A 25,429-nucleotide genomic window follows, 5' to 3' on the forward strand; every position below is an offset into this window, starting at 1 on the left:
TACCAATTTAAAAAGAAGTATTTATTGCTCAAGATGAGTGCAAAAAAGAACTACGGTACCATTTTTAAAATAGTATCGTAGTTCTTTTTTTAGTGTTCCAAATGTTTTCATTTAGTTATCTCTAGTAATGTGAGGTAGGCTAATAAAGTGTGAAACGGCGTAGCATATGCTATACTTTAGATGAAAGTTTTTGGAATGGTACTAGCAAGTAACCATACGATGTCAATTAATCAAAAAAATAAGGTGATGAGATGAAAAGGAAAAAGAAAAAATATATGATGTTTAGTTTAGCTGTTTTGCTTTTTTCTGCTTCCTTATTTTTATTGAGTTGCAACAAAAATCAAGATAATAAACCAACTGTGTCTGAAAAAAAGCCATTGTCTTATAAAGAGATTCCTATTGAATATGAAAGTTTTAGAAAAGTGATTGGATGGATGTCTGATGAAGAAGTATTGATTCATTCAGGCGAAGTAAATAATGATACATTATCTCTTTTTAATATCTTCACAGGAGAAACTGAGCCTATTTATGAAGCCGGATCGATTATTTTAACAGCTATTATTTCAGAAAATCAACAACAGATAGTGATTCAAGTTGCTAGCGAAAATGGTGGGGAGTTAAGAGTAATTGATAGGAGCGGTGCAGTTGTTCAAACATTGCCTTTAGAAACGAAAGGCTTTGTTAATGTGAACTGGAATCCAGCAGATCAACACCATATCTTTATTTCATACTACCAATCCGATTCTAATATGGTAGTTGGTGATTGGAATACAGAGACTAACGAGATTGTTTCTATACCATCTGCTTCATTAACGCCCTTGTGGTATTCAGCTAATCTATATTTATATGTAGATAATAAAGAGGATTTCTCTCTTGAAACGGGTGAGCTTTACATGGGAGATATTCGGACAAACGAAACACTGCGATTAAAGAGTCAAGTTTCAAGCTTTTTTATACATGATGATACATTCATTACATTTACACCTTCAGACTTTGCTGAAGATGAGTTGCTTCTAAGTTATCAGTATCCATTTATGGTTGATCAATCTTTCATGTCTATTCCCAAAGTGACCATGAATAAATCGTCTTGTTTTTCCTTACTTAAGTCAGGCTGCAAGAAACACACCTGTCTATGGAGTATTTGCAAAAGAAGTGGCACAATTGGAACTTGAAACTGGGGAATTTGAGTTTGGAGAGTTGGATTTTGAGAATAAGACCATTAAGCCGATTATTGATCTCCCAGACAATGCGCCAATCTCAATGGCTCATAATGGGAAATATAGTTTATATGGTTGGCGATTTGAAAGTATTATAGATATTGAACAACAAAAAATCTATTCCTTAATTAGTATGCCTAATTAGAGTCAGTAACGAGAGTTAAAAAGGTCTTATATAAAAAAAGCTAGTAAAACAAACGATTCTTGTGTACAATTATCCCTGTAGAACAAGTTGAAAGGGGTACACAAGAAGTGAATATAGGTCAAATTATTAATGCAGTTTTATGGATTATTATTATAGTATGGGCAGGTTACGAAATTTACAGTTATTTCAAACGTAAAAACGCATCTGTGGAACTAACAGAAGAAGAGTTTAAAAAAGAAATGCGTAAAGTTCAATTAATTGATGTCCGCGAAAAGAAGGACTTTGATGCAGGGCACATTTTAGGAGCTAGAAACATTCCTTTTTCAACTTTTAAAACACGCAGCGTTGAAATAAGAAAAGATCAACCTATTTATCTTTATGATCATAATAAAGCGCTAAGTTTACGTGCTGCGCTTCGTTTACGTAAAGAGGGCCATACAGATATTTATCACCTTAAAGGTGGATACCGTGATTGGACTGGAAAAACTAAAACAGCTCATTAATGAGTAAAAAAGAGTTGAGACATTTTGTCTCAACTCTTTTTCTTATAATATGACTTAACCCTGGTGTCCGCTGACTAAGCCACTGCGTTTAATAGCTGTTCCTCCTGAGGTTAAACTACTAGCATGTACAAGGGAAGTGTAACCATATTTAAACCGAATGCGATCAATCACTTTTTCTAGTTCTTCACGGCTAATGGTCTGTTCAGCTGATTCGAATAAATCCAATTGTAAATCTGATTGGTAGTGTATTTTTCCGCAACTAATGGCTAATTGACGAACAGGTTCATTATTGTAGTGTTTTCTAAAAAGAAATAAACACGTCTCAATGATTTTTTGACTGGAAGAAGTAGGGAAAATTTTTAGTTGCTGATTGAACCCTTTATCCAGAATTTCTCCAGAAAAACGAATCGTTAAATGGATCATACCCGTTTGAGCATGATGGTTTCTCAGGCGAGCAGCTACTTGATCAGCCATTTCTCGAATAACTACTTCAATTTCGTATGCATCTATGTAATCACGATCTAATATTTGACTCTTGCCAAATGAACGAGATAGAGGAGTGTATTTCTGAGAGATAATACTTTGATCAATACCATGAGCATGATAAAAAAGTTGTTCTCCAATAGTTCCATGTATTTTTTTTAAGGAATGAACAGAGTATTGTGAAAGGTCATAAACAGAATCAATCCCCAAACGGTAAAGATTTGAAGCCGTGCGCGATCCAATACCCCACATTTCTGTAATAGGTTGAATTTTCCAAAGGGTTTCGGGAACATCTTTATAATGCCATTCTGCAATGCCGTTTTTTTCTTTTTTTGCAGCATTATCTAAGGCTAATTTTGCCATGAGCGGATTATCTCCGATGCCAATCGTCACAAACAAACGAAGTCGTTGCCAGATCGTCGTTTGGATCTTTAAAGCAATCTCTTTTGTAGAACCATATAAGGCATGCGAAGCGGTGACATCTAAAAAAGACTCATCAATACTATAAAGATGCAAATCTGTTTCTGCTACGAATTCCAAAAAGATAGCGTTAATCATAGCATTGACTTTTAAATACAAAGTCATGTGAGGTTCAACGATCTGAATAAAGGAATGTTTAGGAATCTCATATCGTCTTGATCCTGTTTTAATACCATATTCTTTCTTTACTCTAGGAGCAGCAGCTAAAACTAGTCCGCCATCTTGATCAGCTTTACTCATCACAACAACATATGAAGCTAAAGGGTGGAGGCCAAGTCTAACGGACTCGACAGAAGCAAAAAAAGAGGTCACATCAATGCATAAGATATCTCTTCTAGGTTCCTTTGAGTAATCCATTTTGATCATACCAAACGGCATCCTTTCGTATAAGCTTACCCTTATTATACGAACATACGTTCCTTTAGTAAAGAAAATAATAAGAAAAAAATAAAACAAGCTCAAGAAATAGCCATTTGGTCTACTTCTCTTAAGCTTGTTTTATGTTAATCTTCATCCTTTATATCAATATCCTCTGGAATGGGTTCATCTAAATACTCTTGTAATTCTTTTTTGTATTTTTCAATTTCGCGCAAATACAAATTGAATTGTTCTTTATAAATCAAGATAGTTTCGCCATCAGATAAAGTACGAATCTGTTTTTCACGAATAAGACGTACAATATCAGTCGTTGAAAGTTCTAAATAGTCTGCGGTTTCTTCGATGGTTAAATACATTTATCTGCCTCCTTACTACAGTTTCTATTGTACGTTACTTTTTGAGAAAAGACGACAGTTTCATGTGAGAAGAAAGCTGACTATAGGGCTTATTATAGAAATATGCTATAATTATTAGGAATGTAAGCGATGGAGGGATTGTAAGTTATGGACCGTACAAAGATTATTGCTCACCGAGGAAGTAAAGGCACACATCCAGAGAACACATTAGAAGCATTTCGAGAAGCTGTTCGAGTGGGAAGCGATGGCATTGAGCTAGATATTCATTTAAGTTTAGACAATGAACTAATTGTTATCCATGATGAATCAGTAGAACGTACAACGAATGGAAAAGGAAACGTTCAAAATTTAACATTAACCGAACTAAAACAACTAGATGCCGGAAGTTGGTATTCTCCTGAATTCAGTCATTGCTGTATTCCAACACTTCGAGAAGTTTTTAATTTACTTGAAGAAGTAGACTATCAAGGCCTTGTAAATATCGAATTAAAAACAGATAATTATTCTTACCCAGGAATCGTAGAAAAAGTATGGGCTTTTGTAACTGAAAAGGATTGGTCATTTAGTGTAGAATATTCCAGTTTTAACTATGAAACATTAGTTCAACTCAAAGAAGTAGATCCTACTTGTAAAATAGCGCTACTATTTGAAAATAATGGTGAAAATGTTACTTCTCTAAGTCCAACTATTCCTGTTAGAATGTGGCATCCGAAACTAAGCTGGTTTAAAGGTATTCGTAACTCCGAAATTCCAGTACGCATTTGGACAGTTAATAAGAATGAGGACATCCAATATTGTTTACAAAAACAAGTAGCAGGTATTATCACAGATTATCCTGAGAGAGCTCTTCACATAAGAAATAAATGGCAGTATGAAGGAGAATAATGTGGAAAAGAAAAAAATTATTATCATTGTAGGACCAACAGCTGTTGGGAAAACAAGTTTAAGTCTCTCCTTAGCGCGGGAATTAAATGGAGAAATTATCAGTGGAGATTCTATGCAAATTTACCGCAATCTAACTATTGGAACAGCTAAAGTATCTAAGGAAGAACAAGGAGAAATACCGCATCATCTCATTGATGAAGTGGATGTAACGACTCCTTATGCTGTTTCTGATTTCCAAAAGAGAGCTCGGTCTTTAATTGAAGATATTTCAGTTAAAGGGAAAGTACCAATTATTGTAGGGGGTACAGGTTTATACATCGAATCCTTATTGTATGATGTGACGTTTGGTGGAAGCGGAGAAAATGATGAGGCTTTTCGTGAAGCTCAAGAAGCGATAGCCGTAGAAAAAGGAAATCGCTATTTGTGGGAACAATTAAATCAAATAGATCCAGCTGCTGCAGAAAAAATTCATTTTAACAATCGCAGACGTATTATCCGAGCACTTGAAGTGTATCAGGTGACCGGTCAACTTTTTTCTAGTTATCAAAGTGAACGTAAGGAAAAAGAGCTCCTTTATGATGCGAAAATTATTGGTCTAACAACTGATCGAGAAGAGTTATATAGTCGAATCAACCTTCGTGTAGAGCAAATGTTTGAAAAGGGTTTGATTGAAGAAGTAAAATGGTTATATGAACAACAATTGCCCGATGCACAAGCTGCAAAAGGAATCGGTTATAAAGAATTGTTTCCATATCTTGAAAATAAGATTACCTTACAAGAAGCAAAAGAGGCCATCCAGCAAAATTCAAGACGGTATGCTAAACGCCAACTTACTTGGTTTAAAAACCGATTGGAAAATGTGGAGTGGGTTGATTTAGTGAGTCATCCTGAGAAAGAACAACAAGTAGTAGAAGAAGTCCAAGCATTTTTAGAAAAATAGTGTGTACAATGTGTTTAAAATACTAGAATAGAAGGTGAACGTAATGGAAACAAAAGAAACCGCTGAAACAGTCGAACGCGTTATCCTTGTAGGAGTTCAAACTAATGAAAGTAACCTGGATTTTGAATATTCTTTGAGAGAATTAGAACAATTGACGGAAACGGCTCTAGGTGAAGTAGTTGGAGAACTAACTCAAAAAAGAGAACGAGTAGATTCACGTACCTTTTTAGGTAAAGGCAAGATGGAAGAATTGGTTGCTTTAGTAGATGAGTTAGAAGCAGATACGGTTATTTTCAACCAAGGGCTGACACCTGGACAAACAAGAAATATTCAAAAAGTTTTAATGGATGAAGTGAAAGTCATTGACCGAATCCAATTGATTTTAGACATCTTTGCCATGCGTGCTAAAAGTAAAGAAGGTAAATTACAAGTTGAATTAGCTCAGTTGCAGTATTTGCTGCCTCGTTTAGCTGGTCAAGGGGTTAACTTGTCTCGACTAGGTGGGGGAATTGGAACACGTGGTCCAGGAGAAACAAAATTAGAAACCGATCGTCGACATATCCGTGATCAAATCACAGATATTAAACGTGATTTAACAGAAACAGAAAAGCACCGCAGTCGAACTCGTGAACAGCGTAAAGAAAGCGGCACGTTTCAAATTGGTTTAATGGGATATACAAATGCTGGGAAATCAACGTTATTAAATAAGTTAACTCAAGCAGATACGTATGAAGAAAATCAATTATTTGCAACACTAGATCCTTTGACGCGTCAATTGCTGCTGCCTAGCGGAATGACAGTGACGCTTACCGATACCGTTGGTTTTATACAAGATTTGCCTACACAACTAATTGAATCGTTCAAATCGACTCTAGAAGAAACAAAAGGTGTTGATCTTCTCTTGCATGTCGTTGATGCTTCTGCGGAGAACTTGTCAGGACATGAACAAACGGTTATGCAATTGTTGAAAGAACTGGACATGGCAAAAATACCGATGTTAACGGTATATAATAAAAAAGATCTAGTCGAAGATGCTTTTTACCCCTCTCTTTTTCCTAATGTGGTGATTTCAGCGAATGATCCTGAAGACATTGATCACTTACTGTCCGTTATCATGGATAAAATGAAGGAATTGATGGTTTCTTATCGTCTTGAAATCAACGTAGATCAAGGAGAAAAATTGGTGCGCTTGAAAAGAGAAACATTAGTGATCTCAGAAGAATACGATGAAGAAAAAAATGTTTATATTGTTAAAGGCTACGCGAAAGCAGAGTCTAAATGGAATGGAGAGAATCAAACGTCATGAGTTGGAACAGTCATTATGCACCAGAATTAATTGAAAAAATAAAAGTAGTGGAAGAAAAAATAAAACCGATTCATGACCGCATACATGAAATAGCCTTATTCAATCAAAATAAGGTCATGCAAAGCTTTAGAAATAAAAAAGTTACGGAACAACATTTTAATCCTACGACTGGATACGGATACGATGATTTCGGGAGAGATACATTAGAAGAAGTATATGCAGAAGTTTTTGGAGCAGAAGCAGGATTAGTCCGCCCTCAAATTATTTCTGGAACACATGCTATCTCAACAGCCTTATTTGGTGTTATGCGCCCTGGAGATGATTTATTGTACATCTCTGGTGCTCCTTATGACACGTTGCTTGAAATTGTTGGAGTGACTGGAAACGGCATTGGCTCATTTAAAGAATACCAAATGGGTTTTGATCAAGTTGATTTATTGGCAGACGGAAAACCAGATTTTGATGCCATAAAAGAAAAAATGACGGCAAAAACTAAAATGGTCGCTATCCAACGTTCTAGAGGATACGCAAGCAGACCTTCATTTACGATTCGTCAAATAAAAGAAATGATTCAATTTGTCAAAGCAGTCAATCCTGAGGTCATCATTTTTGTCGATAATTGTTATGGCGAGTTTGTTGAAGAACAAGAACCGATTGAAGTTGGGGCGGATTTGATGGCAGGATCATTAATCAAAAATCCAGGTGGCGGATTGGCTAAAACAGGTGGTTACATTGTTGGGAAATTAGAATTGATTGAAGCTTGCGGCTACCGGTTAACAACACCAGGAATAGGAAGAGAGGCAGGTGCTTCTTTATACAGCCTTCAAGAAATGTATCAGGGCTTTTTCATGTCTCCGCATACGGTTGGAGAAGCAGTAAAAGGCGCTGTATACACAGCTGCTCTTTTAGAAGCTTGTGGCATAGAAAGTACACCCAAGTGGGATGATGAGCGAACAGACCTTATTCAAATGATTTCTTTGAATGATAAAGAAAAAATGATTAAATTTGCACAAACGATCCAAAAATATTCTCCAATTAATGCACATGTTTCTCCAATAGGTGCTTACATGCCTGGTTATGAAGATGATGTGATTATGGCGGCAGGAACATTTATACAAGGTTCCAGCATGGAATTAACAGCAGATGGTCCGATCCGTCCCCCATACACGCTGTATGTTCAAGGCGGGCTAACGTATGAGCATGTTAAGTTAGCAGTGAGTTCAGCTGTAGAAGAACTGTTTTTTCAAGGATAGAAAAAAAGAAAACCAGCTGTGCAGTGAAGCACATTAGAATATTCACTAAATGATGTAAGATTTTTGACAATTTTAATTGACCTTGTTACTGTAGTAATAGAGCTGGATGGGAGGACCCTCATGAACGAGAAAGAGCTAAGGCGTTCCATGTCTGTATTTCCAATTGGAACAGTAATGACTTTGACCGATCTAACAGCCCGTCAAATTCGTTATTATGAAGAACAGAAGCTGATTTGTCCTGAACGGAATGAAGGAAATAGAAGAATGTACTCGTTAAATGACATAGACGTGCTGCTTGAAATAAAAGATTACTTAGCCGAAGGAATCAATATGGCAGGTATTAAGCGTATTTATGAATTGAAAGAAAATGAAGAGGAAAACGATGAGCGTTCTGCTTTGACAGACGATGACGTCCGGCGAATCTTACAAGACGAGTTTCTAGCTTTAAGAGGAATTGATACAAAAGGCCCTTCGCGTTTCTTTTAAACTTTTTTATATTAAAATAAGGTAATGATTACTAAAAAAATGTCTAATAAAAGGGAGAAAATAAATACAAAATGAAAAAATTTACAAGGAAAGAAATCGAAATAAGTGCAAAAGAAGAAAATGTTCGGTATTTACGATTGATGTTTACGGATATAGATGGAATCATTAAAAATGTTGAGGTGCCTATCAGTCAACTAGAAAAAGTCATGGACAATAAAATGATGTTTGATGGCTCTTCCATTGATGGTTTTGTAAGAATTGAAGAAAGCGACATGATTTTGTGCCCAGATTTATCAACGTGGTTAATTTTCCCTTGGGAATCTGAAAACGGAAAAGTTGCTCGTTTGATTTGTGATATTTATAATCCGGACGGTACACCATTTGCTGGAGATCCTAGAAACAACTTGAAGCGTGTTCTAAAACAAATGGAAGAACAAGGCTTTACAGAGTTTAATTTAGGACCCGAACCCGAATTTTTCTTATTTAAATTAGACGAAAATGGAAAACCAACGACTGAATTAAATGATAATGGCGGGTATTTCGATTTTGCTCCAACGGATTTAGGCGAAAACTGTCGCCGTGATATTGTGTTGCAACTAGAAGAATTAGGTTTTGAAATTGAAGCTAGTCATCATGAAACAGCTCCCGGTCAGCATGAGATAGACTGGAAATATGCAAGTGCCATAGAAGCATGTGACAATATCCAAACGTTTAAACTAATCGTAAAAACAGTTGCCCGCAAACATGGTTTGCATGCGACATTCATGCCTAAACCAATGTTTGGTGTAAGTGGATCTGGAATGCATTTTAACATGTCTTTATTTAACAATCAGGGCAATGTTCTTTGTAATGAAGAAGATGAACTTGGTTTAAGTAAAACGGCTTATCATTTCTTAGCAGGTATATTGGATCATGCTTTAGGATATACGGCTATCTGTAATCCGACTGTAAACTCTTATAAACGATTGATTCCAGGATACGAAGCACCTGTTTATATCGCATGGAGTGCTCGTAATCGCTCACCACTTGTGCGTATTCCAAGCTCAAGAGGAGTTTCTACTCGTATTGAATTGCGGAGTGTTGATCCTAGTGCTAATCCTTATTTAGCCGTTGCAACATTGTTGTATTCAGGACTAGATGGAGTGAAAAAAGAAATGGAAGTACCTAAACCAATAGATCGCAATATCTATCGTATGTCTTCAGAAGAACGATACAAAAAAGGCATCAAAGATCTTCCATCTACTTTGCATAATGCTGTTAAATACTTGCAAGAAGATAAAGTCGTTCAAGAAGCTTTGGGTGAACATATCTATAGAAGTTTTGTCAGTGCTAAACATGTAGAGTGGGCTGCTTATCGTGAACAAGTTTCTGAATGGGAAAAAGAAAAATATCTAACCTTATATTAAAAAATAGACCAAAATGAAAAACCCCAATGGACAATTTTACTGTCCATTGGGGTTTTTTTTCGTTCTAATACAATTGGTATAGTTCAATTTTGAGTTTTTAATCGGAACAAATGAATGATTAAAAAATGAAACGTTCGTTTTGACGTGTTAGATTTTCTGACATAAGATGCATTTTTTTGTTGACAGAGAAAAAAAAGACTGCTATTCTATAAAAGTAATCGAAAGGAGGACTTAAATGAGTGAGAAAGAACTTAGACGTTCAAGGTCGGTTTTTCCGATTGGTACAGTTATGAAACTAACAGATTTAACTGCACGACAGATTCGCTACTATGAAGAACAGGATCTAATCCATCCTTTGCGGAATGAAGGAAATCGCCGAATGTATTCTTTAAATGATATTGATGTTCTTCTTGAGATTAAAGATTATTTATCAGATGGAATCAATATGGCGGGTATCAAACGCATTTATGAGCTGCAGGAGAATAGAGAAAAAGCTAGAGAACAAGAAGTAAATAAAGTTATGACAGATGATGACGTACGAAAAATCTTGCATGATGAATTTCTAGCGGTAAGTGGATTAAGTGCTAAAACGGCAAATTCGTTTCTTAATCAAAATCGAATAGGGTAATAACAAACTAAAAAGTTGCTAAGAGAAGGGAAGAAAAAAATGTATGGCTAAGTTTATGAGAAAAGAAATTGAAGAGGCGTCAAAAAAAGGAAATGTCCGTTTCTTGCGATTAATGTTTACTGATATTTTAGGTGTAATTAAAAATGTTGAGGTACCCATTAGTCAACTGAAAAAAGTATTGGATAATGAGTTAATGTTTGATGGCTCTTCAATCGAAGGATTTGTACGGATAGAAGAAAGCGATATGTATTTGAGACCGGATTTAGATACTTGGTTGATTTTCCCATGGGAAACGACTGAAGGTTCTGGTAAAATCGCTCGTCTGATTTGTGACGTATACAATCCAGATGGTACACCATTTGCTGGAGATCCTCGTTCTAACTTGAAGCGTACTTTGAAAGAAATGGAAGAACTTGGGTTTACTGAGTTTAATTTAGGACCTGAACCTGAATTTTTCCTTTTTAAATTAGACGAAAAAAATGAGCCCACTTTAGAGTTGAATGACGATGGAGGCTATTTTGATTTAGCTCCAACAGATTTAGGTGAAAATTGCCGTCGCGATATCGTATTGCAATTAGAAGATCTTGGTTTTGAAATCGAGGCTAGTCACCATGAAGTTGCACCAGGACAACATGAGATCGACTGGAAATATGCAAGTGCGATCGAAGCATGCGATAACATTCAAACATTTAAATTGATTGTAAAAACTGTCGCTCGTAAACATGGTTTACATGCTACGTTTATGCCTAAACCATTATATGGAGTCAATGGATCTGGAATGCATTTCAACTTATCTTTATTTACAAAAGAAGGTAATGCTTTTTACGATAAAGATGGGGATATGGAACTAAGTGATACAGCACGTCAATTTTTAGCTGGTATTTTAGATCACGCAAAAGCATTTACAGCAATCGTTAACCCTACTGTAAATTCATACAAACGTCTTGTACCCGGATATGAAGCGCCTGTATACATTGCATGGAGCGGCCGTAATCGCTCACCACTAATTCGTGTACCGCAATCAAGGGGAATGTCTACTCGTGTTGAATTACGTAGTGTCGACCCTAGCGCAAATCCATATTTAGCGATGGCTGTTCTTTTGAAAGCTGGGTTAGATGGTGTGAAAAATAAAATGGAAGCTCCAGTACCTATCAACCGCAATATTTATGTAATGAGCGAAAAAGATCGTTATGAAAATGGGATTTATGATTTACCTGGAACATTGCATGAAGCTTTAGGATACTTAGCAAAAGACAATACGATTAAAGCTGGTTTGGGTGATCATATTTATGAAAACTTTGTCAATGCTAAAAAAATCGAATGGGCTGCTTTTCGTGAGCAAGTGACTGAATGGGAAAGAGAACAATACTTGAAATTGTATTAAAAAGAAAAGAAGAGGCCGGGACAAAAATCCTAGCCTCCTCTTTTTATACGAATATTCATTCTAAAACGTGCTCCAAAAAGCAGACCCGACGTCCACTTCGCGAACAATGCTCGATGGTCGATGACCATACTGCGCTTATTCGTTCCAGTGATTCGGCTCTAAACGCTTTTTGTCTCACTCTCTTCTTTTTTACTTGGTTTAGAGTACAGCTAGTGCCAAAGCTTGTTGAATTGCTGTAATGTGTTTATCATTTGTAAACTGCAACGTAATAGCTGGTTCAACAGCACTGGAAATAAAGATCTTCAATTCAGCATCTAAGTCAAAATGGCCGGTTGTTTCAACCAAAAAGCGACTGATCGACTTATATGGCAAAGAATGATAAGTCGTTTTTTTACCTGTGACACCTTGTTTATCAATGACAATTAAACGCTTATTGGTAAAAATAATTAAATCACGAACCAATTTAAACGCTAAATCGATTTCTTCAGTATCCAAAATGACACCTGATAGTTTTTTTCGAGCCTCATTCTCGCTGATGTTCCCGGCGTTTCCTAAAAGACCACCAATTAACCCCATTTTAAAACCTCCCTAACTTGTTTAATAATTATTGTAAAGGGTGTATTTATTAAATTCAACTGATTAAAATAACATTCTTTCTTAAATTTAAAATTTATTGGCAAAAAGTGTTGACTTTTTATTCATTATTACATATAATTAATTTTGTTGCTAGGACATGTCTCAGTAGCTCAGTTGGATAGAGCATCCGCCTTCTAAGCGGACGGTCGGGAGTTCGAATCTCTCCTGAGACATAAATTGATAAGTTAGAAAAGTTGACTACTCAGCTTTTCTAACTTTTTTTTAATGTTGAAAATAGAAAATTTTTCTTTTCTTTTCAGAAAAGGAAAATTAATTATAAGCGAATGAAACAAATAAAGATGTATACAGTATTATTCAAAAAAATGTAAAAATATTCTAAAATCTTTAATAAATTGATTTCGTGAGGATTAAAAAAATAAAAAAAGTTTTTTTAGATTTTTTTCAAATGTGAAAATTACACGAAGAAAGGTTTGGAGACAAATAACTGTAGGTTTCTCAACTGTTTATTGTTCACAAGCATGAATGACAAATACCACATATAGGAAAAAACGAATATGTCAATAGGAAAACCACTAGATATAGTGGTTTTTTTATTTGCCAGTGAGAGAGAATAAGTGTAGAATACGAATAGAGAAATAGATGAAAACGAACTTAAAAATGAATTATTAAGGAGAATGACCTATGACGCAAAAAACGATTATTGTTTACTCTAAACCAAACTGTATGCAATGTAATTTCACTAAAAAATATTTAGAAGATAAAGGTATTTCTTACGAGGTAAAAGATATCTTTGAATCAGAAGAAGCTTTAAATGAAGTTAAAGAACTTGGGTTTAGCTCTGTTCCTGTTATTTCTATAGAAGGACATGAAGCCTTTAATGGATTCCGCCCTGATCTCCTTGATCAATTAGCATGAAAGTCGTTTATATTAGTTTAACCGGCCAGACTAGAAAGTTTGTTAACAAACTCAGTATGGATTTGTTGGAATTGACGCCAACGAATCCATATATTGTTTTAGAAGAACCGTTCATTATTGTTGCACCAACGTATGATAAAGAAGCAACTGAATTATTAAACGATTTTATTGAAACAGCTGATAATAAAAGGTATTTAAAAGGGGTAGCTGGTGGTGGGAATTTGAATTTTGGTAAATTATTCGCTTTTACGGCAAAAGATCTGGCTCACGATTATCAAGTACCCTTATTACATACCTTTGAGTTTCAAGGCAATGAGGAAGATGTTGCACAATTAAAGAAAGTGGTGAATGATATTGGATAAACCTAAATTAGCCTCAAAACCAAAAGAGGTTACGTATTTTAAATTAAACAATGAATTGAATAGACCTGTGGATGGAAAGATTCCTTTAAATAAAGATCGTGAAGCGGTACGAGCTTACTTTTTGGAGCATGTTAATCCAAATACCGTTTTCTTTTATACACTTGAAGAAAAATTGAACTATCTAATTAAAGAAGAGTATATAGAAGAAGAGTTTTTATTGAAATACGAAAGAGAATTCATCCATTCATTATTTGATGATATTTACAGTCGGAAATTTAGATTCCGCTCATTTATGTCAGCTTTTAAATTTTATACACAATATGCTTTGAAAACGAATGATGGACAACGTTTCTTAGAACGCTATGAAGATCGAATCGTATTCAATGCGTTATATTTAGCTGATGGGGATACTGAATTAGCTCGCAAACTTGCGGATGAAATCGTAAATCAACGTTATCAACCTGCTACGCCAACATTCCTGAATGCAGGTCGTAAGAGACGTGGAGAACTGGTTTCTTGTTTCTTGATCCAAGCAACGGATGATATGAACAGTATTGGCCGTGTAGTGAACAGTGCGTTGCAATTGTCTCGTATCGGTGGCGGAGTTGGTGTGAATTTATCTAATTTACGTGCTTCTGGAGATCCAATCAAAAAAATCGACAATGCTTCAAGCGGAGTTGTACCTGTAATGAAATTATTAGAAGACAGTTTTAGTTATTCTAATCAGCTTGGACAACGAAATGGAGCAGGAGCGGTCTATTTAAATGTTTTTCATCCAGATATCGTATCATTCCTTTCGACAAAGAAAGAGAATGCGGATGAAAAAATTCGTGTAAAAACACTTTCTCTTGGTTTAGTCGTACCGGATAAATTTTATGAATTAGCTGCTCATGATGAACAAATGTATCTTTTTAGTCCATATGATGTAGAACGAATTTACGGAGAACCATTTGCTTATATTGATATTACTAAAGAGTACGATAATATGGTGAATAATGAAGAAATCCGTAAATCAAAAATCAGTGCTCGTGAATTAGAAAATGAGATTTCTAAACTTCAACAGGAATCTGGTTATCCTTATATCATTAATATCGATACTGCGAATCGTGCAAACCCAGTATACGGAACTATTACAATGAGTAACTTGTGTAGTGAAATTTTACAAATCCAAGAACCATCATTAATTAATAATGATCAAACTTATGAGCATTTAGGAACGGATATCAGCTGTAACCTTGGTTCAACTAATATTGTGAACCTAATGAAATCGCCTAATTTTGGACAATCGATCGATACGATGGTGCGTGCATTAACCATGGTTACGGATCAATCCAGCATTGATGCAGTACCTTCCATTAAAAATGGGAACGATAAATACCATACGATTGGATTAGGAGCAATGGGATTACACACTTTCTTAGCTTTGAATCAAATTCATTATGGCTCACCAGAATCCGTTGAATTTACAGATGTGTACTTTAAGTTATTAAATTATTATACTTTGGCTTCTAGTAATAAAGTTGCTAAAGAAAGAGGGACAACTTTTTATAACTTTGAAAAATCTGCTTATGCAGATGGCACTTATTTTGATCACTATATTAACGAAAATTTTGCCTTTACGAGTAAAAAAGTTCAACAGTTATTTGAAGGGATACATGTACCTTCTGTAGAAGACTGGGCAGCTTTAAGAGAAGCAGTGATGAAAGATGGGTTATACCACCAAAATCGTTTAGCTGTAGCGCCAACGGGTTCAATTAGTTATGTAAATGAAACATCATCTAGTTTACACCCAATTACACGTTTAATTGAAGAACGTCAAGAGAAAAAGACTGGTAAAACCTATTATCCTGCTCCTTTCTTATCCAATGAAACGATGCCTTACTACTTGTCTGCTTATGATATGGACATGCGTAAAGTTATTGATGTTTATGCAGCAGCTCAAAAGCATATCGATCAAGGTATGAGTTTAACTCTCTTCTTACGCTCTGAAATTCCTGAAGGGTTGTATGAATGGAAAAATGGACGCACAACCAAACAAACAACACGTGACTTAAATATTTTACGTCATTATGCTTGGAAAAAAGGTGTTAAATCTATTTATTACGTTCGTACGTTTACGGAAAATTCAGAAGAAATTGGTTCAAATGCTTGTGAAAGCTGCACCATTTAAAAGGAGAGAACAAGAATGACAACGAACTATAAAGCAATTAACTGGAATAATATCGAAGACATGATCGACAAACTAACATGGGAAAAATTAGTTGAGCAATTTTGGACTGATACTCGAATTCCGTTATCAAATGACTTAGATGATTGGGCTCGACTTCCAAAAAATGAAAAAGATATGGTAGGGAAAGTTTTTGGAGGCTTAACCCTGCTAGACACTCTTCAATCACAAGATGGTGTTCAATCTTTGAAACAATCGATTCGAACACAACACGAAGAAGCTGTTTACAACAATATCCAATTTATGGAATCCATGCATGCGAAAAGTTACAGCGCGATTTTTAGTACGTTAAATAGCAAAATGGAAATCGATGAAATTTTTCAATGGACAAATACGAATGAATTGCTGCAAATAAAAGCTGGTACGATCAATGAGATTTACCATACTGGAACTGACTTGCAACGAAAAGTTGCCAGCGTAATGTTGGAGTCTTTCTTATTCTACTCAGGATTTTTTGCTCCGTTGCATTATTTAGGAAACAATAAATTGCCAAATGTGGCTGAAATCATTAAATTGATTTTACGCGATGAATCTGTTCATGGAACATATATCGGATATAAATTTCAAATTGCGTATAATCAATTACCCGATAATGAAAAAGAAGAGTTGAAAAATTGGACATATGACTTATTGTTTAAGTTGTATCAAAATGAAGTGAAATACGCAGAGTATCTGTATGATGAAATCGGTTGGACGGAACGTGTAAAAGTTTTTCTGAGATACAACGCTAACAAAGCTCTTCAAAATTTAGGTTTTGATCCTTTATTCCCTGATACGGCTAATGATGTGGATCCAGTTATTATGAATGGAATCTCTACTGGTACATCTAACCATGATTTTTTCTCACAGGTGGGAAATGGCTATTTACTTGGAATGGTTGAGTCAATGGAAAATGACGATTACGAAAAATGGACTGTATAAAGAAAAAAGGTTGATCAGATCTTCTGATCAACCTTTTTTTTCGAGAAATTAACTTGCCGTTAAATGGATAATTATTGTTAAGAAGCTTACTTTCGGTTATGATAAGTTAAGGGTCAGGTTAAAAAAGGAGGAGTTTAGTATGAAGAGACGTGAAATAAAAAAAACAGCAAAAAAGCTGTTAAAAGGAAATTGGAAAGTTGCTATTTTAAATTTAATTATTATTTCTGTTTTAACAAGTGTCATTAGTCAAGGTATATTAACTGTAATAGGAGCAGGCAGCTCGTTTACAATGATTGAATCTGTTATAGAAGGAAATGTTTATGACTCAACAGTAATGGCAGAACCAACTATTACAGCCAGTTTATTGTCCCTACTTATCAGTACCCTTGTAGGGTTAATTTCATCTTTGATGTATGCTGGGTATGCATGGAATATCTTAGATAGAATAGACGGTGTTAAACTATCTATTGAGGGAATGTTTCAAACATTTAGAAAAGAACGTATTTTTAAAACGACAGGCTTGATTATTGTTATGTCTATTTTAATCATGCTGTGGTCTTTATTATTTATTATACCAGGAATCATTAAAAGTTATAGTTATAGTCAAGCATTGAACATCATGAGAGACAACCCTACAATTAGCATCATGGATGCATTAGATCAAAGCCGCAAAATGATGAAAGGCAAAAAATGGTCGTTCTTTTTACTGCAGCTTTCATTTATTTGGCTGTATATTGTTCCATTTCTTGTATATGCATTAATCCTGTTTGGGAGTGTCCAAACGATTGAAGCTAGACTAGATGCTGGACCGAATGAAGGAATTGCCATTATTATTGGTTTTCTTTTATTGTTTTTAGTATTCGTATTTCTAGCTCTTGTACTGTCATTTTACATCGAACCTTATCGAAGAACAGCTCAACAAGTTTTTTATCGTACATTGACGGATGGAGATACCTTCGATCCTTTTCATCCTGACTATCATGAAAAGGATAATCAAGATGAAAAGTATAATGAAGATTACGAAGGCAGACAATTAGATGATGTTGACTTTTAATTATCTATAAAACTAAAGGATTAGAAAATAAAGGAGTTGAAGATAAACTCAGTTATTTTCTAATCCTTTTTTATAAAATAACCTATTCAAGGTATATCTTTTTGTGAATACAGGTTTATAGGATACAATAAAAGTAGCAATAATAAGGTATAAAGATGCAGTATAACTCTTTCTATATTTTTGAGTTAAAAATTTAAATGAAACGGAGGGTATGTGTTTTTAGCAAAAAGCTAGTTTATGTTGCTAATAAGTACTTAAGAAAGGAGTAGAGAAAGATGAAAAAGTTGGGATTTCTACTCGTTTTTGTTGTTGTATTGGCAGGGTGTGATGTTGGACAATTAGCTGAAAAAATAACTGAAGGAATTACGTCTACTTCTGAAAGTGCTGGTTCCATTGTTTCTAGTGGAGAAGAATCAAGTGAACCCGAAAGTTCTATTGGAGAAAAAGAAACTTCTATATCCATACAATCGTCTTCAGAAGAAATGAAGGAGACTGTCTCGGATGAGCTGAGATTAGTCCCGCAAGCAGATGAGATTAAAAATGAGTTAACTGTTGAAACAGACGCTACTCTGGCATTGCTAGATGATTATGTAAAACAAAATCCAGATATGGGTTACGAGGATGATGTAACCGTTATCTATACTGGGGAAACTTTTGGTGAATCTCCTAATCTTGCAGGTATATTTTTTATTATTAATCGAACAGATACCGCAATGAAAAATATTCGATTTACGTATACCTTTGGAAAATCGGAAAATGAATTGGTTTTTGATGAACATGCATTTAAGTTGACCGAAGAAAGTTTTGGAATCTTAGAACCAAATACAGTTATGCCGATGTATTTAGTGGTTGATTCTACTAAAGAAGATCTCTTGAAAAATATGGAATCTACTCAAGTGGTAGAAGAGATCAACTCATTTGATTACGAAGAGGCTAATAAATCTGAAACATCGATTTCTTCTGACACGTCTACAGAACAAAAGCAAACAGAAGGCGCTGATTTATCATTTGTTATTCCTAAAGAGAATGCTGATAAAGGTCAAACATTAGACAATAATCCATTAATGGCTCAATTTGAACAATTGGTTTCAGAAAATCCTGACATGGGATTTAATAACGACGTAACCGTGATGTATTCTGGTGTGTATGATGAAGTTGATGGGAATACATTGGCTTACTTCTTTGTCATAAATAAAACAGAATTAACGTTAAAAAATATACATTACAAATTAAGTTACGGCAATAAAGATGGGGAAATGGTATGGGATCAAAATGAATCGTTAGTGGCAGAAGAAATTTTTGGTCCTTTAGAACCAAATGCTGTTCTTCCTCTCACGATGACTGTTCCAAAAGACAAAGTGGATCTATTCTTTTCAATTACAAATGAGAATTTATCTATTTGGTTAGATGATTTTACTTATGAGGAATTATAAGTAAAAATCTATAAGAAAAATAAAAAGGGCTTTATCTGATAATTAAGGATAAAAAAAGGGAAGGATGATTAAAATGAAGAAAATATTGACGCTTTTAGGAGCAGTTGTTGTATTGGCAGGTTGTGATTTGATGGGAGGAGAAAGTGAGACAAGTTCCTCTACTGAGGTGAGTTCAACTAGTGCATCAAGTGAAATGATGAGTTCAGAAATGTCTTCTCAATCATCAAGTATTATGAGTACACAAGAAACAATTACAGATTCTAGCAACTCAGGTGCAACAACTACAGAAATGGATATTCCACTTGTACCGCAAAAAATGGAATTAGATCAAAATCTTACATTAGAAAATGATTCGGTATTGCAAGAAATAGAAATGAGAATGGCTGAATCAGAAGAAATCGGTATTGAAAATGATGTTGCCATTCACTTTACTGGCATGTATCTAGGTGAAACAGGTGCAATGCAAGCTATCTTTATTATCGTAAACAGAATGGATGTAGCAATGACTAATATTGATGTTACAATCAGTTTTAGCACTGTAAACGGTGACGTTATTTTAGACAAAGCTAAATACAACCTAACCGAAGACTCTTTTGGTATTCTAGAACCAGACACAGCAATGCCAATCTATTTGGATATCCCACCAGAAAATGAAGAAAATTTCTTCAGCACTTCAAACATGGAAGACTTGGTTTATACGATTGATGAATTCGATTTTGATGAGAAGTAAAATAGTTTTTTTAAATGGATAACAGATAAAAGACAATCTATTTGCCGCTGAATGAAAGCAGTAAATAGGTTGTCTTTTTTTACAAGAATGGTTTAAAATAATACATAAAAGTAGTCCAAGTAGTGGTAAGAATGATAGGATTAACTTAACCACTAGATAGATTCTTAGATGAGAGGTGTGAGGTTAATTGAAATTACGAGGTAAAGATTTTTTTACGCTCCCTAATATTTTATCTTATGTACGGTTGCTGCTCATTCCTGTTTTTATGGTCCACTACCTTACAGCAACTGATGAGAGAGATTATCTTATATCTGGTATGATTATTGTTTTTTCGGGATTAACAGATCTGTTGGACGGAATAATTGCGCGAAAATTTAATCAAATAACAGAAGTAGGAAAACTGCTTGATCCTATTGCTGATAAACTTACTCAAGTCGCTGTTATCATTTGTTTAATGTTTCGCTATGAAAAAATGTGGATCATTGTTACTCTTTTCGTAGCAAAAGAACTTTTCATGGCGATAAATGACATTCTTCTCTATCGACAAGGTAAAAAACTTGATGGAGCAAAATGGTTTGGCAAAATATCTACAGCTGCTTTTTATGCATGTATGACATTTATGGTGGCGTTTCCTTCAATTGGACAGCCTGCAGCCATTAGTTTAATGATCATTACCGGCTTTTTCTTAACGTTATCCTTCGTATTATATGGACGTGAGTTCTTTAATATGTACCGGAAATAATGCTATTCAAAGGAGAGAACAATGAATAATGCAGAACGTTTTATAGCAAGCTTCAATAGGATTCATAACTATCTTAGTTTTTTAGATAATGAAGATGAACATAAAAAACCTTTCTATCGACTACTAGATGAAAATGAATACCGTAATCCAGCGGTAAAAAAATATAAAAATGATTTGCAGATTTTTGCCGATCTTAGAAACGTTATGGTGCACAAGAAGTTAGTTCCTAACACCTATATTGCTGAACCGACAGCTAAAGTAGTTAAACATATCGAGCAAATTGAAGAAGAACTAAAAAGTCCTGAGAAAGTTTATCCCTTATTCAAAAGAGATGTCATCCATTTCAATTCTAGTGATTTGTTTACTAACGTTCTAAAAACGATCAACGAAAAAAAATTCACCCATTTCCCTATTTATAAAAATAAAGGTCTCGTAGGATTGCTAACGGAAAAAGGAATCGCTGTTTGGTTGGCAAATCATGTAAAAGATGAACCCCTTAATATGAAAAATATTTTGATAGAAGAAATTGTAGCAGAAGATAAAAATAGAAATAATTATTTATTTATTAAGACAACTATGTCAGTTGAAGTTGCTGCAGATCTAATGAAAAATGATCGTCGGCTAGAAGCCTTATTCATTACAGAAAATGGTAAAGTAACTGAATCTCCTTTGGGAATTATCACACCTTCAGATTTATAATCAAATATAGAAATTAGTATGGGAGGAAATGTATGAAGTTTGTACTTATATTTGGCCCTCAAGCTGTTGGAAAAATGACTGTAGGTCAAGAATTAGAAAAAATATCTGGATTAAAACTTTTTCACAATCATATGACAATCGAATTGCTTGAGCCATTTTTTAATTTTAGTCCTAAGATGTGGGAGTTATCTGACTTATTTAGAATGGAAATTTTTAAAGCCATATCAGAGAGTGATCAAGAAGGAATAATATTTACGTATGTTTGGGCATTTGATCAACAAGCGGACTGGGATTTTGTAGATACTATCTGTGGAATTTTTGAATCTAAAGACGCAACGACTTATTTGGTCGAACTTGAAGCGGATGTTAGCGAAAGACTTGATCGAAATAAAAGTGCAAACCGTCTTAAACATAAACCGACGAAGAGAAACGTTGAATGGTCAGATAACGAACTGAAATCAACGATGAAAGAACACAGACTGAATTCCTTTGAAGGTGAAATAAAAAAAGAAAATTATACAAGAATAACAAATACCAATTTAAGTGCTGAAGAAACAGCAAAAATCATATCGAGTACATTTAATTTATAATAGAGTAAGGAAAGCTAGCGTACAAAAGGAAATGGAATGGATAGAAAACAAGGTTACGGTTAGAAATTGAATTAGTTGCAACCTGAAAATGTATGCACTATACTTATTTTAAGTCAGTTAATGGAACGGTTTCATTAGCTGCTCAATCATATATTCATATTTTTAGATAATCAGAAGGAGGAAGAAATACATGACAAAAATTGGAATAATTACAGGTAGTACACGTCCGGGACGTAACAGCTTGCAAGTAGCACAATGGGTAAAAGAGTTAGCGGATAAACGTGGAGACGCAGAATACGAAATTGTAGACATTGCAGAATACCATTTACCACTATACAATGAACCAATCTCAGCAGCATATAGTCAAAACTATGTTACCCCAGAGGCTATTCCTTGGTCTAAAAAAATAGCTGAGTTAGATGGCTATGTTTTTATTACTCCTGAATACAATCATGGTATAACTTCAGCTTTAAAAAATGCAATCGATTATCTTTATCCAGAATGGAATAATAAAGCAGCAGGTATCGTAAGTTATGGGTCATCAGGTGGTGTAAGAGCTGCTGAGGCTTTACGTGTAGTTTTAGCCGAATTGCAAGTTGCAGATGTCCGTACACACCCAGCAATGTCTTTATTTACAGATTTTGTGAATATGAATGAATTCAAACCAGCCGACTTACACGCAGCTACTGTAAGTACGTTGTTAGATCAAGTTGTTGCATGGTCGACAACATTACAACCATTAAGAAATAAGGGTTAAACTAAAAATTAAATTAACTTATGAGACAACATATTTCCAATCTTTAAAATTGAAATTTTAGCGATTTGTTGTTATTATAATGGTGTAAAGAAGGACAAGGTACAATGTCTTCTTTGCTAGAGTCAGTGTAACAATCGACTCTAAAGTTAATAGTAGTTTTAGTACTATTAACTCAACTTCATAGCGTGGCTAAGTTCCTGAAAATAGAATAAGTCAAGATTGAAGTATCCAAAACCCACATGATGGAAAAAGAATTCATGTGCAAAATGACAATCTAGTAAATCAAGAGATTAGAAAAAAAGTGTTAGAATAAAGGAACATCATAAAGGAACTAGCTACAAAATGAGGAAGAGGGTCTCTGTTTATTGAGAGACTCTCTTTTTTGTTTTAGTAGAGTGAATTAAGCTAATTCTATTGACTTGTTAACGCTTGCATGATATATTTACAGTGTAAAGAGAACATGCAAAGAAAGAGAGCATGGTGCTCTTTTAGGAAGCTAGTGAAAGTAGCTTTCAGGACGGTAGCCGAGTAAAGCTACTTTGTCCAAGTTCATTCATTTAGTTGATTGTTAAAGTATTGCCCATCAAAAAGAAAATCAATCAGATTTACTAAATGTTTGAACCTATCCAGTAAGCATGTTGTTCTAATGAGCAAATCGAAATGATCGGCCTAGATAGAAGCTGATATCAAAGATTTATTAGAACCATGCTGTAAGATTAAAGAAAAACGTTCTGATTAAGAGAACGTTTTTCTTTTTTTTGCAGGAATATTTATCTCTGAATATTGACAGTTACCTGCTCTTAATGGTATATTTATCTCGAAATAAGAATATTATTTTTAAAAGTAAATTAAGGATAATTTAGAAGTAAATAGGAAAGGTGATAAATACAATGACGGATTCAACTAAAGCATTAAAAACTTTGACGGTATTATTAAAATCTTCTTCAAGTGTCCAAGATGTTGTGAAAAAAGACATGATAAAATATGGTCTAAATTCAACAGAGTTTTCAGTTTTAGAACTTTTATACAATAAAGGCGATCAACCTATCCAATATATTGGTAAGAAAATTTTATTAGCCAGCAGCAGTATTACGTATGTCGTAGATAAATTGGAAAAAAAGGGGTTCATAAAACGTTGCCCTTCAGCTACGGATAGACGTGTAACCAATATTTCCATCTCTGAAAAAGGGACAGCGTTTATGCAAGAAGCTTTTCCAAAACATGAACTATTGATTTCAGAGTTGTTCAATGTCCTTAATCAAGAAGAAATGACTACATTAACAGAATTATTAAAAAAAGTAGGGTATCATGCTAGTTCATTTAACTAATTAGAGACATGCACACATTCCAGAAGTATAAGCTATGTATGTGTTCTGTTTTTCTTGTGCTTCATTTTATTGCCAAAATGTGGTACAATGGTCTTTAGTAAAAGAATTCACTGGAATACGCTCAAATAAGAACCAAAGAAATGAGGGGATTTACATGGGGAAAATCATTACCGAAGAAATTCAATCTTTAGTGGAGGTTGAACTTCGAAAAGGTGCCAGCAAATCAAGAATTGCGACCCTTTTAGGCGTACCATATGACGAAGCAATCGTCATTATTGACGAAATAAAAGCTTCATTTAGACCAGATGTAGGAGATAGAATTATTTTTTCATTCCGAGACGAAAAAATGGCTGGAACGATTATCAAGTTATTGAATAATAGTGCAGTTGTAGAAATCTATTGGGATAAGTCTTCTGACAAAATGAAAGACATAATGGAAAGTAAAACTATAGTTAACTTTAAAGATATAGAAGAATTTATATCTGCTGAAGCTGACTAATAGAAAATATAAAAAGAGAGTTGAGACATAAAAGTGTCTTAACTCTTTTTTTATACAAAAAAAGAAAACGTTTTCTAATTAAGAGTTACTTTGATAATCAAAATATTTTTTTGCATTGAAAAGACTGATATAAAAGGATTATTATAAAAAAATCAAAAAACAGTGCATATTTTTTCTTGACACTTCCTATAAAAAATAATATAGTTTGATGGTCAAACAATTTGATGGTCAAACTAATTAGTTGTTTGTTAATTTGAAAGAACGGAGGAGTTGATGTGGACGAATTAATTCCTGAAATTAATTCTTACTTAGTAACGATATTTAATGAAATTATGACAATTGAAGAAGGTGCTCTTCAAAGCAGCACATTTAAAGATATCTCAATAAAAGAAATGCATACGATTGAAGCTATTGGAATGTATGGAGTTCATACGACAACGGAAGTTTCAAAAAAACTTTCGGTGACTGTAGGAACATTAACGGTTTCTGTTAATAATTTAGTCAAAAAAGGTTATGTTGAACGTATTCGTAACGATGATGATCGTCGAGTAGTTAAGTTAGGATTAACGAAAAAAGGTCGATTATTGTATCGTCTCCATAATAAATTTCACCGAGACATGGTTAAAGAAACACTTGAGGGATTAAATAAAGAAGAAGCAGAAATGCTGATCAAAGGGTTACAAAATTTACATGTTTTCTTGGACCGCACGAAAAATAACTTATAA

28 protein-coding genes and 1 tRNA gene are annotated in these 25,429 nt (G+C 34.4%); 26 read left to right on the top strand and 3 right to left on the bottom strand.

Translation table 11 applies throughout. The annotated features are described in order from the left end of the window. Positions 1-251 precede the first annotated feature (251 nt). From NST49_RS08360 to NST49_RS08370, 3 genes are all read left to right on the top strand, one after another. Positions 252-1,172, top strand: coding sequence for a YqgU-like beta propeller domain-containing protein (locus NST49_RS08360; protein ID WP_341048038.1), 921 nt, complete (start codon positions 252-254; stop codon positions 1,170-1,172). After that, positions 1,153-1,362, top strand: coding sequence for a hypothetical protein (locus NST49_RS08365; protein WP_445662725.1), 210 nt, complete (start codon positions 1,153-1,155; stop codon positions 1,360-1,362). The genes NST49_RS08360 and NST49_RS08365 overlap by 20 nt, the downstream gene beginning before the upstream one ends. 107 nt (positions 1,363-1,469) lie before the next feature. Continuing rightward, positions 1,470-1,865: a rhodanese-like domain-containing protein gene (locus NST49_RS08370; RefSeq protein ID WP_023178096.1), complete on the top strand. Its 396-nt coding sequence runs from the start codon at positions 1,470-1,472 to the stop codon at positions 1,863-1,865. Positions 1,866-1,919: 54 nt separating this feature from the next. On the opposite strand, the gene NST49_RS08375 is transcribed toward NST49_RS08370, so the two are convergent. Both NST49_RS08375 and NST49_RS08380 read right to left on the bottom strand, forming a co-directional pair. Next, a complete protein-coding gene (locus NST49_RS08375) occupies positions 1,920-3,194 on the bottom strand; it encodes a Y-family DNA polymerase (RefSeq protein WP_285836206.1) in 1,275 nt (424 codons plus the stop codon). 137 nt (positions 3,195-3,331) lie between these two features. Beyond that, a complete protein-coding gene (locus tag NST49_RS08380; protein WP_034536779.1) occupies positions 3,332-3,562 on the bottom strand; it encodes an excisionase family DNA-binding protein in 231 nt (76 codons plus the stop codon). Positions 3,563-3,709: 147 nt separating this feature from the next. Here NST49_RS08380 and NST49_RS08385 point away from each other — a divergent pair, with 147 nt between their 5' ends. The 8 genes from NST49_RS08385 (at position 3,710) to glnA (NST49_RS08420) (ending at position 11,850) form a co-directional block, all read left to right on the top strand. Continuing rightward, complete coding sequence (locus NST49_RS08385) at positions 3,710-4,447, top strand: glycerophosphodiester phosphodiesterase (protein WP_251165971.1); 738 nt, start codon at positions 3,710-3,712, stop codon at positions 4,445-4,447. Continuing rightward, positions 4,434-5,387, top strand: coding sequence for a tRNA (adenosine(37)-N6)-dimethylallyltransferase MiaA (miaA, locus tag NST49_RS08390; RefSeq protein WP_341048044.1), 954 nt, complete (start codon positions 4,434-4,436; stop codon positions 5,385-5,387). The genes NST49_RS08385 and miaA overlap by 14 nt, the downstream gene beginning before the upstream one ends. Positions 5,388-5,430: 43 nt before the next feature. Then, complete coding sequence (gene hflX / locus NST49_RS08395; RefSeq protein WP_034536776.1) at positions 5,431-6,693, top strand: GTPase HflX; 1,263 nt, start codon at positions 5,431-5,433, stop codon at positions 6,691-6,693. Beyond that, complete coding sequence (locus NST49_RS08400) at positions 6,690-7,946, top strand: methionine gamma-lyase family protein (RefSeq protein ID WP_034536775.1); 1,257 nt, start codon at positions 6,690-6,692, stop codon at positions 7,944-7,946. The genes hflX and NST49_RS08400 overlap by 4 nt, the downstream gene beginning before the upstream one ends. 120 nt (positions 7,947-8,066) lie before the next feature. Then, entirely contained in the window at positions 8,067-8,432 is a 366-nt protein-coding gene (locus NST49_RS08405) for a MerR family transcriptional regulator (protein ID WP_034536774.1), read from the top strand. 71 nt (positions 8,433-8,503) lie between these two features. Then, entirely contained in the window at positions 8,504-9,838 is a 1,335-nt protein-coding gene (glnA, locus tag NST49_RS08410; protein ID WP_341048050.1) for a type I glutamate--ammonia ligase, read from the top strand. A gap of 235 nt (positions 9,839-10,073) precedes the next feature. After that, positions 10,074-10,466, top strand: a complete 393-nt coding sequence (locus tag NST49_RS08415; RefSeq protein ID WP_341048052.1) for a MerR family transcriptional regulator — start codon at positions 10,074-10,076, stop codon at positions 10,464-10,466. Between the two features lie 43 nt (positions 10,467-10,509). Then, positions 10,510-11,850 carry a type I glutamate--ammonia ligase gene (gene glnA / locus NST49_RS08420; protein WP_023178079.1) on the top strand — a complete coding sequence of 447 codons (1,341 nt, stop codon included), beginning with the start codon at positions 10,510-10,512 and terminating at the stop codon, positions 11,848-11,850. Positions 11,851-12,048: 198 nt separating this feature from the next. On the opposite strand, the gene NST49_RS08425 is transcribed toward glnA (NST49_RS08420), so the two are convergent. After that, a complete protein-coding gene (locus NST49_RS08425) occupies positions 12,049-12,426 on the bottom strand; it encodes a PH domain-containing protein (protein WP_023178078.1) in 378 nt (125 codons plus the stop codon). A gap of 159 nt (positions 12,427-12,585) precedes the next feature. On the opposite strand from NST49_RS08425, the gene NST49_RS08430 reads away from it, so the two are divergent. The 15 genes from NST49_RS08430 (at position 12,586) to fabT (ending at position 25,429) form a co-directional block, all read left to right on the top strand. Continuing rightward, positions 12,586-12,659 (top strand) — tRNA-Arg (locus NST49_RS08430). A 469-nt stretch (positions 12,660-13,128) separates the two neighbouring features. Beyond that, positions 13,129-13,362, top strand: coding sequence for a glutaredoxin-like protein NrdH (nrdH, locus tag NST49_RS08435; protein WP_023178077.1), 234 nt, complete (start codon positions 13,129-13,131; stop codon positions 13,360-13,362). After that, the gene (nrdI, locus tag NST49_RS08440; protein WP_023178076.1) at positions 13,359-13,724 is read left to right on the top strand and encodes a class Ib ribonucleoside-diphosphate reductase assembly flavoprotein NrdI; all 366 of its coding nucleotides are present in this window, start codon (positions 13,359-13,361) and stop codon (positions 13,722-13,724) included. The genes nrdH and nrdI overlap by 4 nt, the downstream gene beginning before the upstream one ends. Further along, positions 13,711-15,894: a class 1b ribonucleoside-diphosphate reductase subunit alpha gene (gene nrdE / locus NST49_RS08445; protein ID WP_051932631.1), complete on the top strand. Its 2,184-nt coding sequence runs from the start codon at positions 13,711-13,713 to the stop codon at positions 15,892-15,894. The genes nrdI and nrdE overlap by 14 nt, the downstream gene beginning before the upstream one ends. 15 nt (positions 15,895-15,909) lie before the next feature. Next, positions 15,910-16,872: a class 1b ribonucleoside-diphosphate reductase subunit beta gene (gene nrdF, locus NST49_RS08450; protein ID WP_023178074.1), complete on the top strand. Its 963-nt coding sequence runs from the start codon at positions 15,910-15,912 to the stop codon at positions 16,870-16,872. A 139-nt stretch (positions 16,873-17,011) separates the two neighbouring features. After that, positions 17,012-17,926: a DUF975 family protein gene (locus tag NST49_RS08455; protein WP_187948624.1), complete on the top strand. Its 915-nt coding sequence runs from the start codon at positions 17,012-17,014 to the stop codon at positions 17,924-17,926. Positions 17,927-18,201: 275 nt separating this feature from the next. After that, positions 18,202-19,359: a hypothetical protein gene (locus NST49_RS08460; protein ID WP_251165974.1), complete on the top strand. Its 1,158-nt coding sequence runs from the start codon at positions 18,202-18,204 to the stop codon at positions 19,357-19,359. A gap of 73 nt (positions 19,360-19,432) precedes the next feature. After that, positions 19,433-20,089 (top strand): lipoprotein, encoded by a 657-nt coding sequence (locus NST49_RS08465; protein ID WP_341048056.1) that lies wholly within the window; start codon positions 19,433-19,435, stop codon positions 20,087-20,089. A 187-nt stretch (positions 20,090-20,276) separates the two neighbouring features. Continuing rightward, on the top strand, positions 20,277-20,831 hold the full coding sequence (locus tag NST49_RS08470) for a CDP-alcohol phosphatidyltransferase family protein (RefSeq protein ID WP_251165976.1): 555 nt from the start codon (positions 20,277-20,279) through the stop codon (positions 20,829-20,831). Positions 20,832-20,852: 21 nt separating this feature from the next. Next, positions 20,853-21,530 carry a CBS domain-containing protein gene (locus tag NST49_RS08475; RefSeq protein WP_251165977.1) on the top strand — a complete coding sequence of 226 codons (678 nt, stop codon included), beginning with the start codon at positions 20,853-20,855 and terminating at the stop codon, positions 21,528-21,530. A 32-nt stretch (positions 21,531-21,562) separates the two neighbouring features. Next, a complete protein-coding gene (locus NST49_RS08480; RefSeq protein WP_034536766.1) occupies positions 21,563-22,120 on the top strand; it encodes an AAA family ATPase in 558 nt (185 codons plus the stop codon). 190 nt (positions 22,121-22,310) lie between these two features. After that, on the top strand, positions 22,311-22,877 hold the full coding sequence (locus NST49_RS08485) for an NADPH-dependent FMN reductase (RefSeq protein WP_034536764.1): 567 nt from the start codon (positions 22,311-22,313) through the stop codon (positions 22,875-22,877). A gap of 890 nt (positions 22,878-23,767) precedes the next feature. After that, positions 23,768-24,205, top strand: a complete 438-nt coding sequence (locus NST49_RS08490; protein WP_023178063.1) for a MarR family winged helix-turn-helix transcriptional regulator — start codon at positions 23,768-23,770, stop codon at positions 24,203-24,205. A gap of 154 nt (positions 24,206-24,359) precedes the next feature. Then, positions 24,360-24,704 (top strand): DUF2187 family protein, encoded by a 345-nt coding sequence (locus NST49_RS08495; protein ID WP_023178061.1) that lies wholly within the window; start codon positions 24,360-24,362, stop codon positions 24,702-24,704. 275 nt (positions 24,705-24,979) lie between these two features. Then, positions 24,980-25,429, top strand: coding sequence for a fatty acid biosynthesis transcriptional regulator FabT (fabT, locus tag NST49_RS08500; protein WP_023178060.1), 450 nt, complete (start codon positions 24,980-24,982; stop codon positions 25,427-25,429).

Source organism: Carnobacterium sp. FSL W8-0810 (assembly GCF_038007125.1).
Classification (GTDB): Bacteria; Bacillota; Bacilli; order Lactobacillales; family Carnobacteriaceae; genus Carnobacterium_B; species Carnobacterium_B inhibens.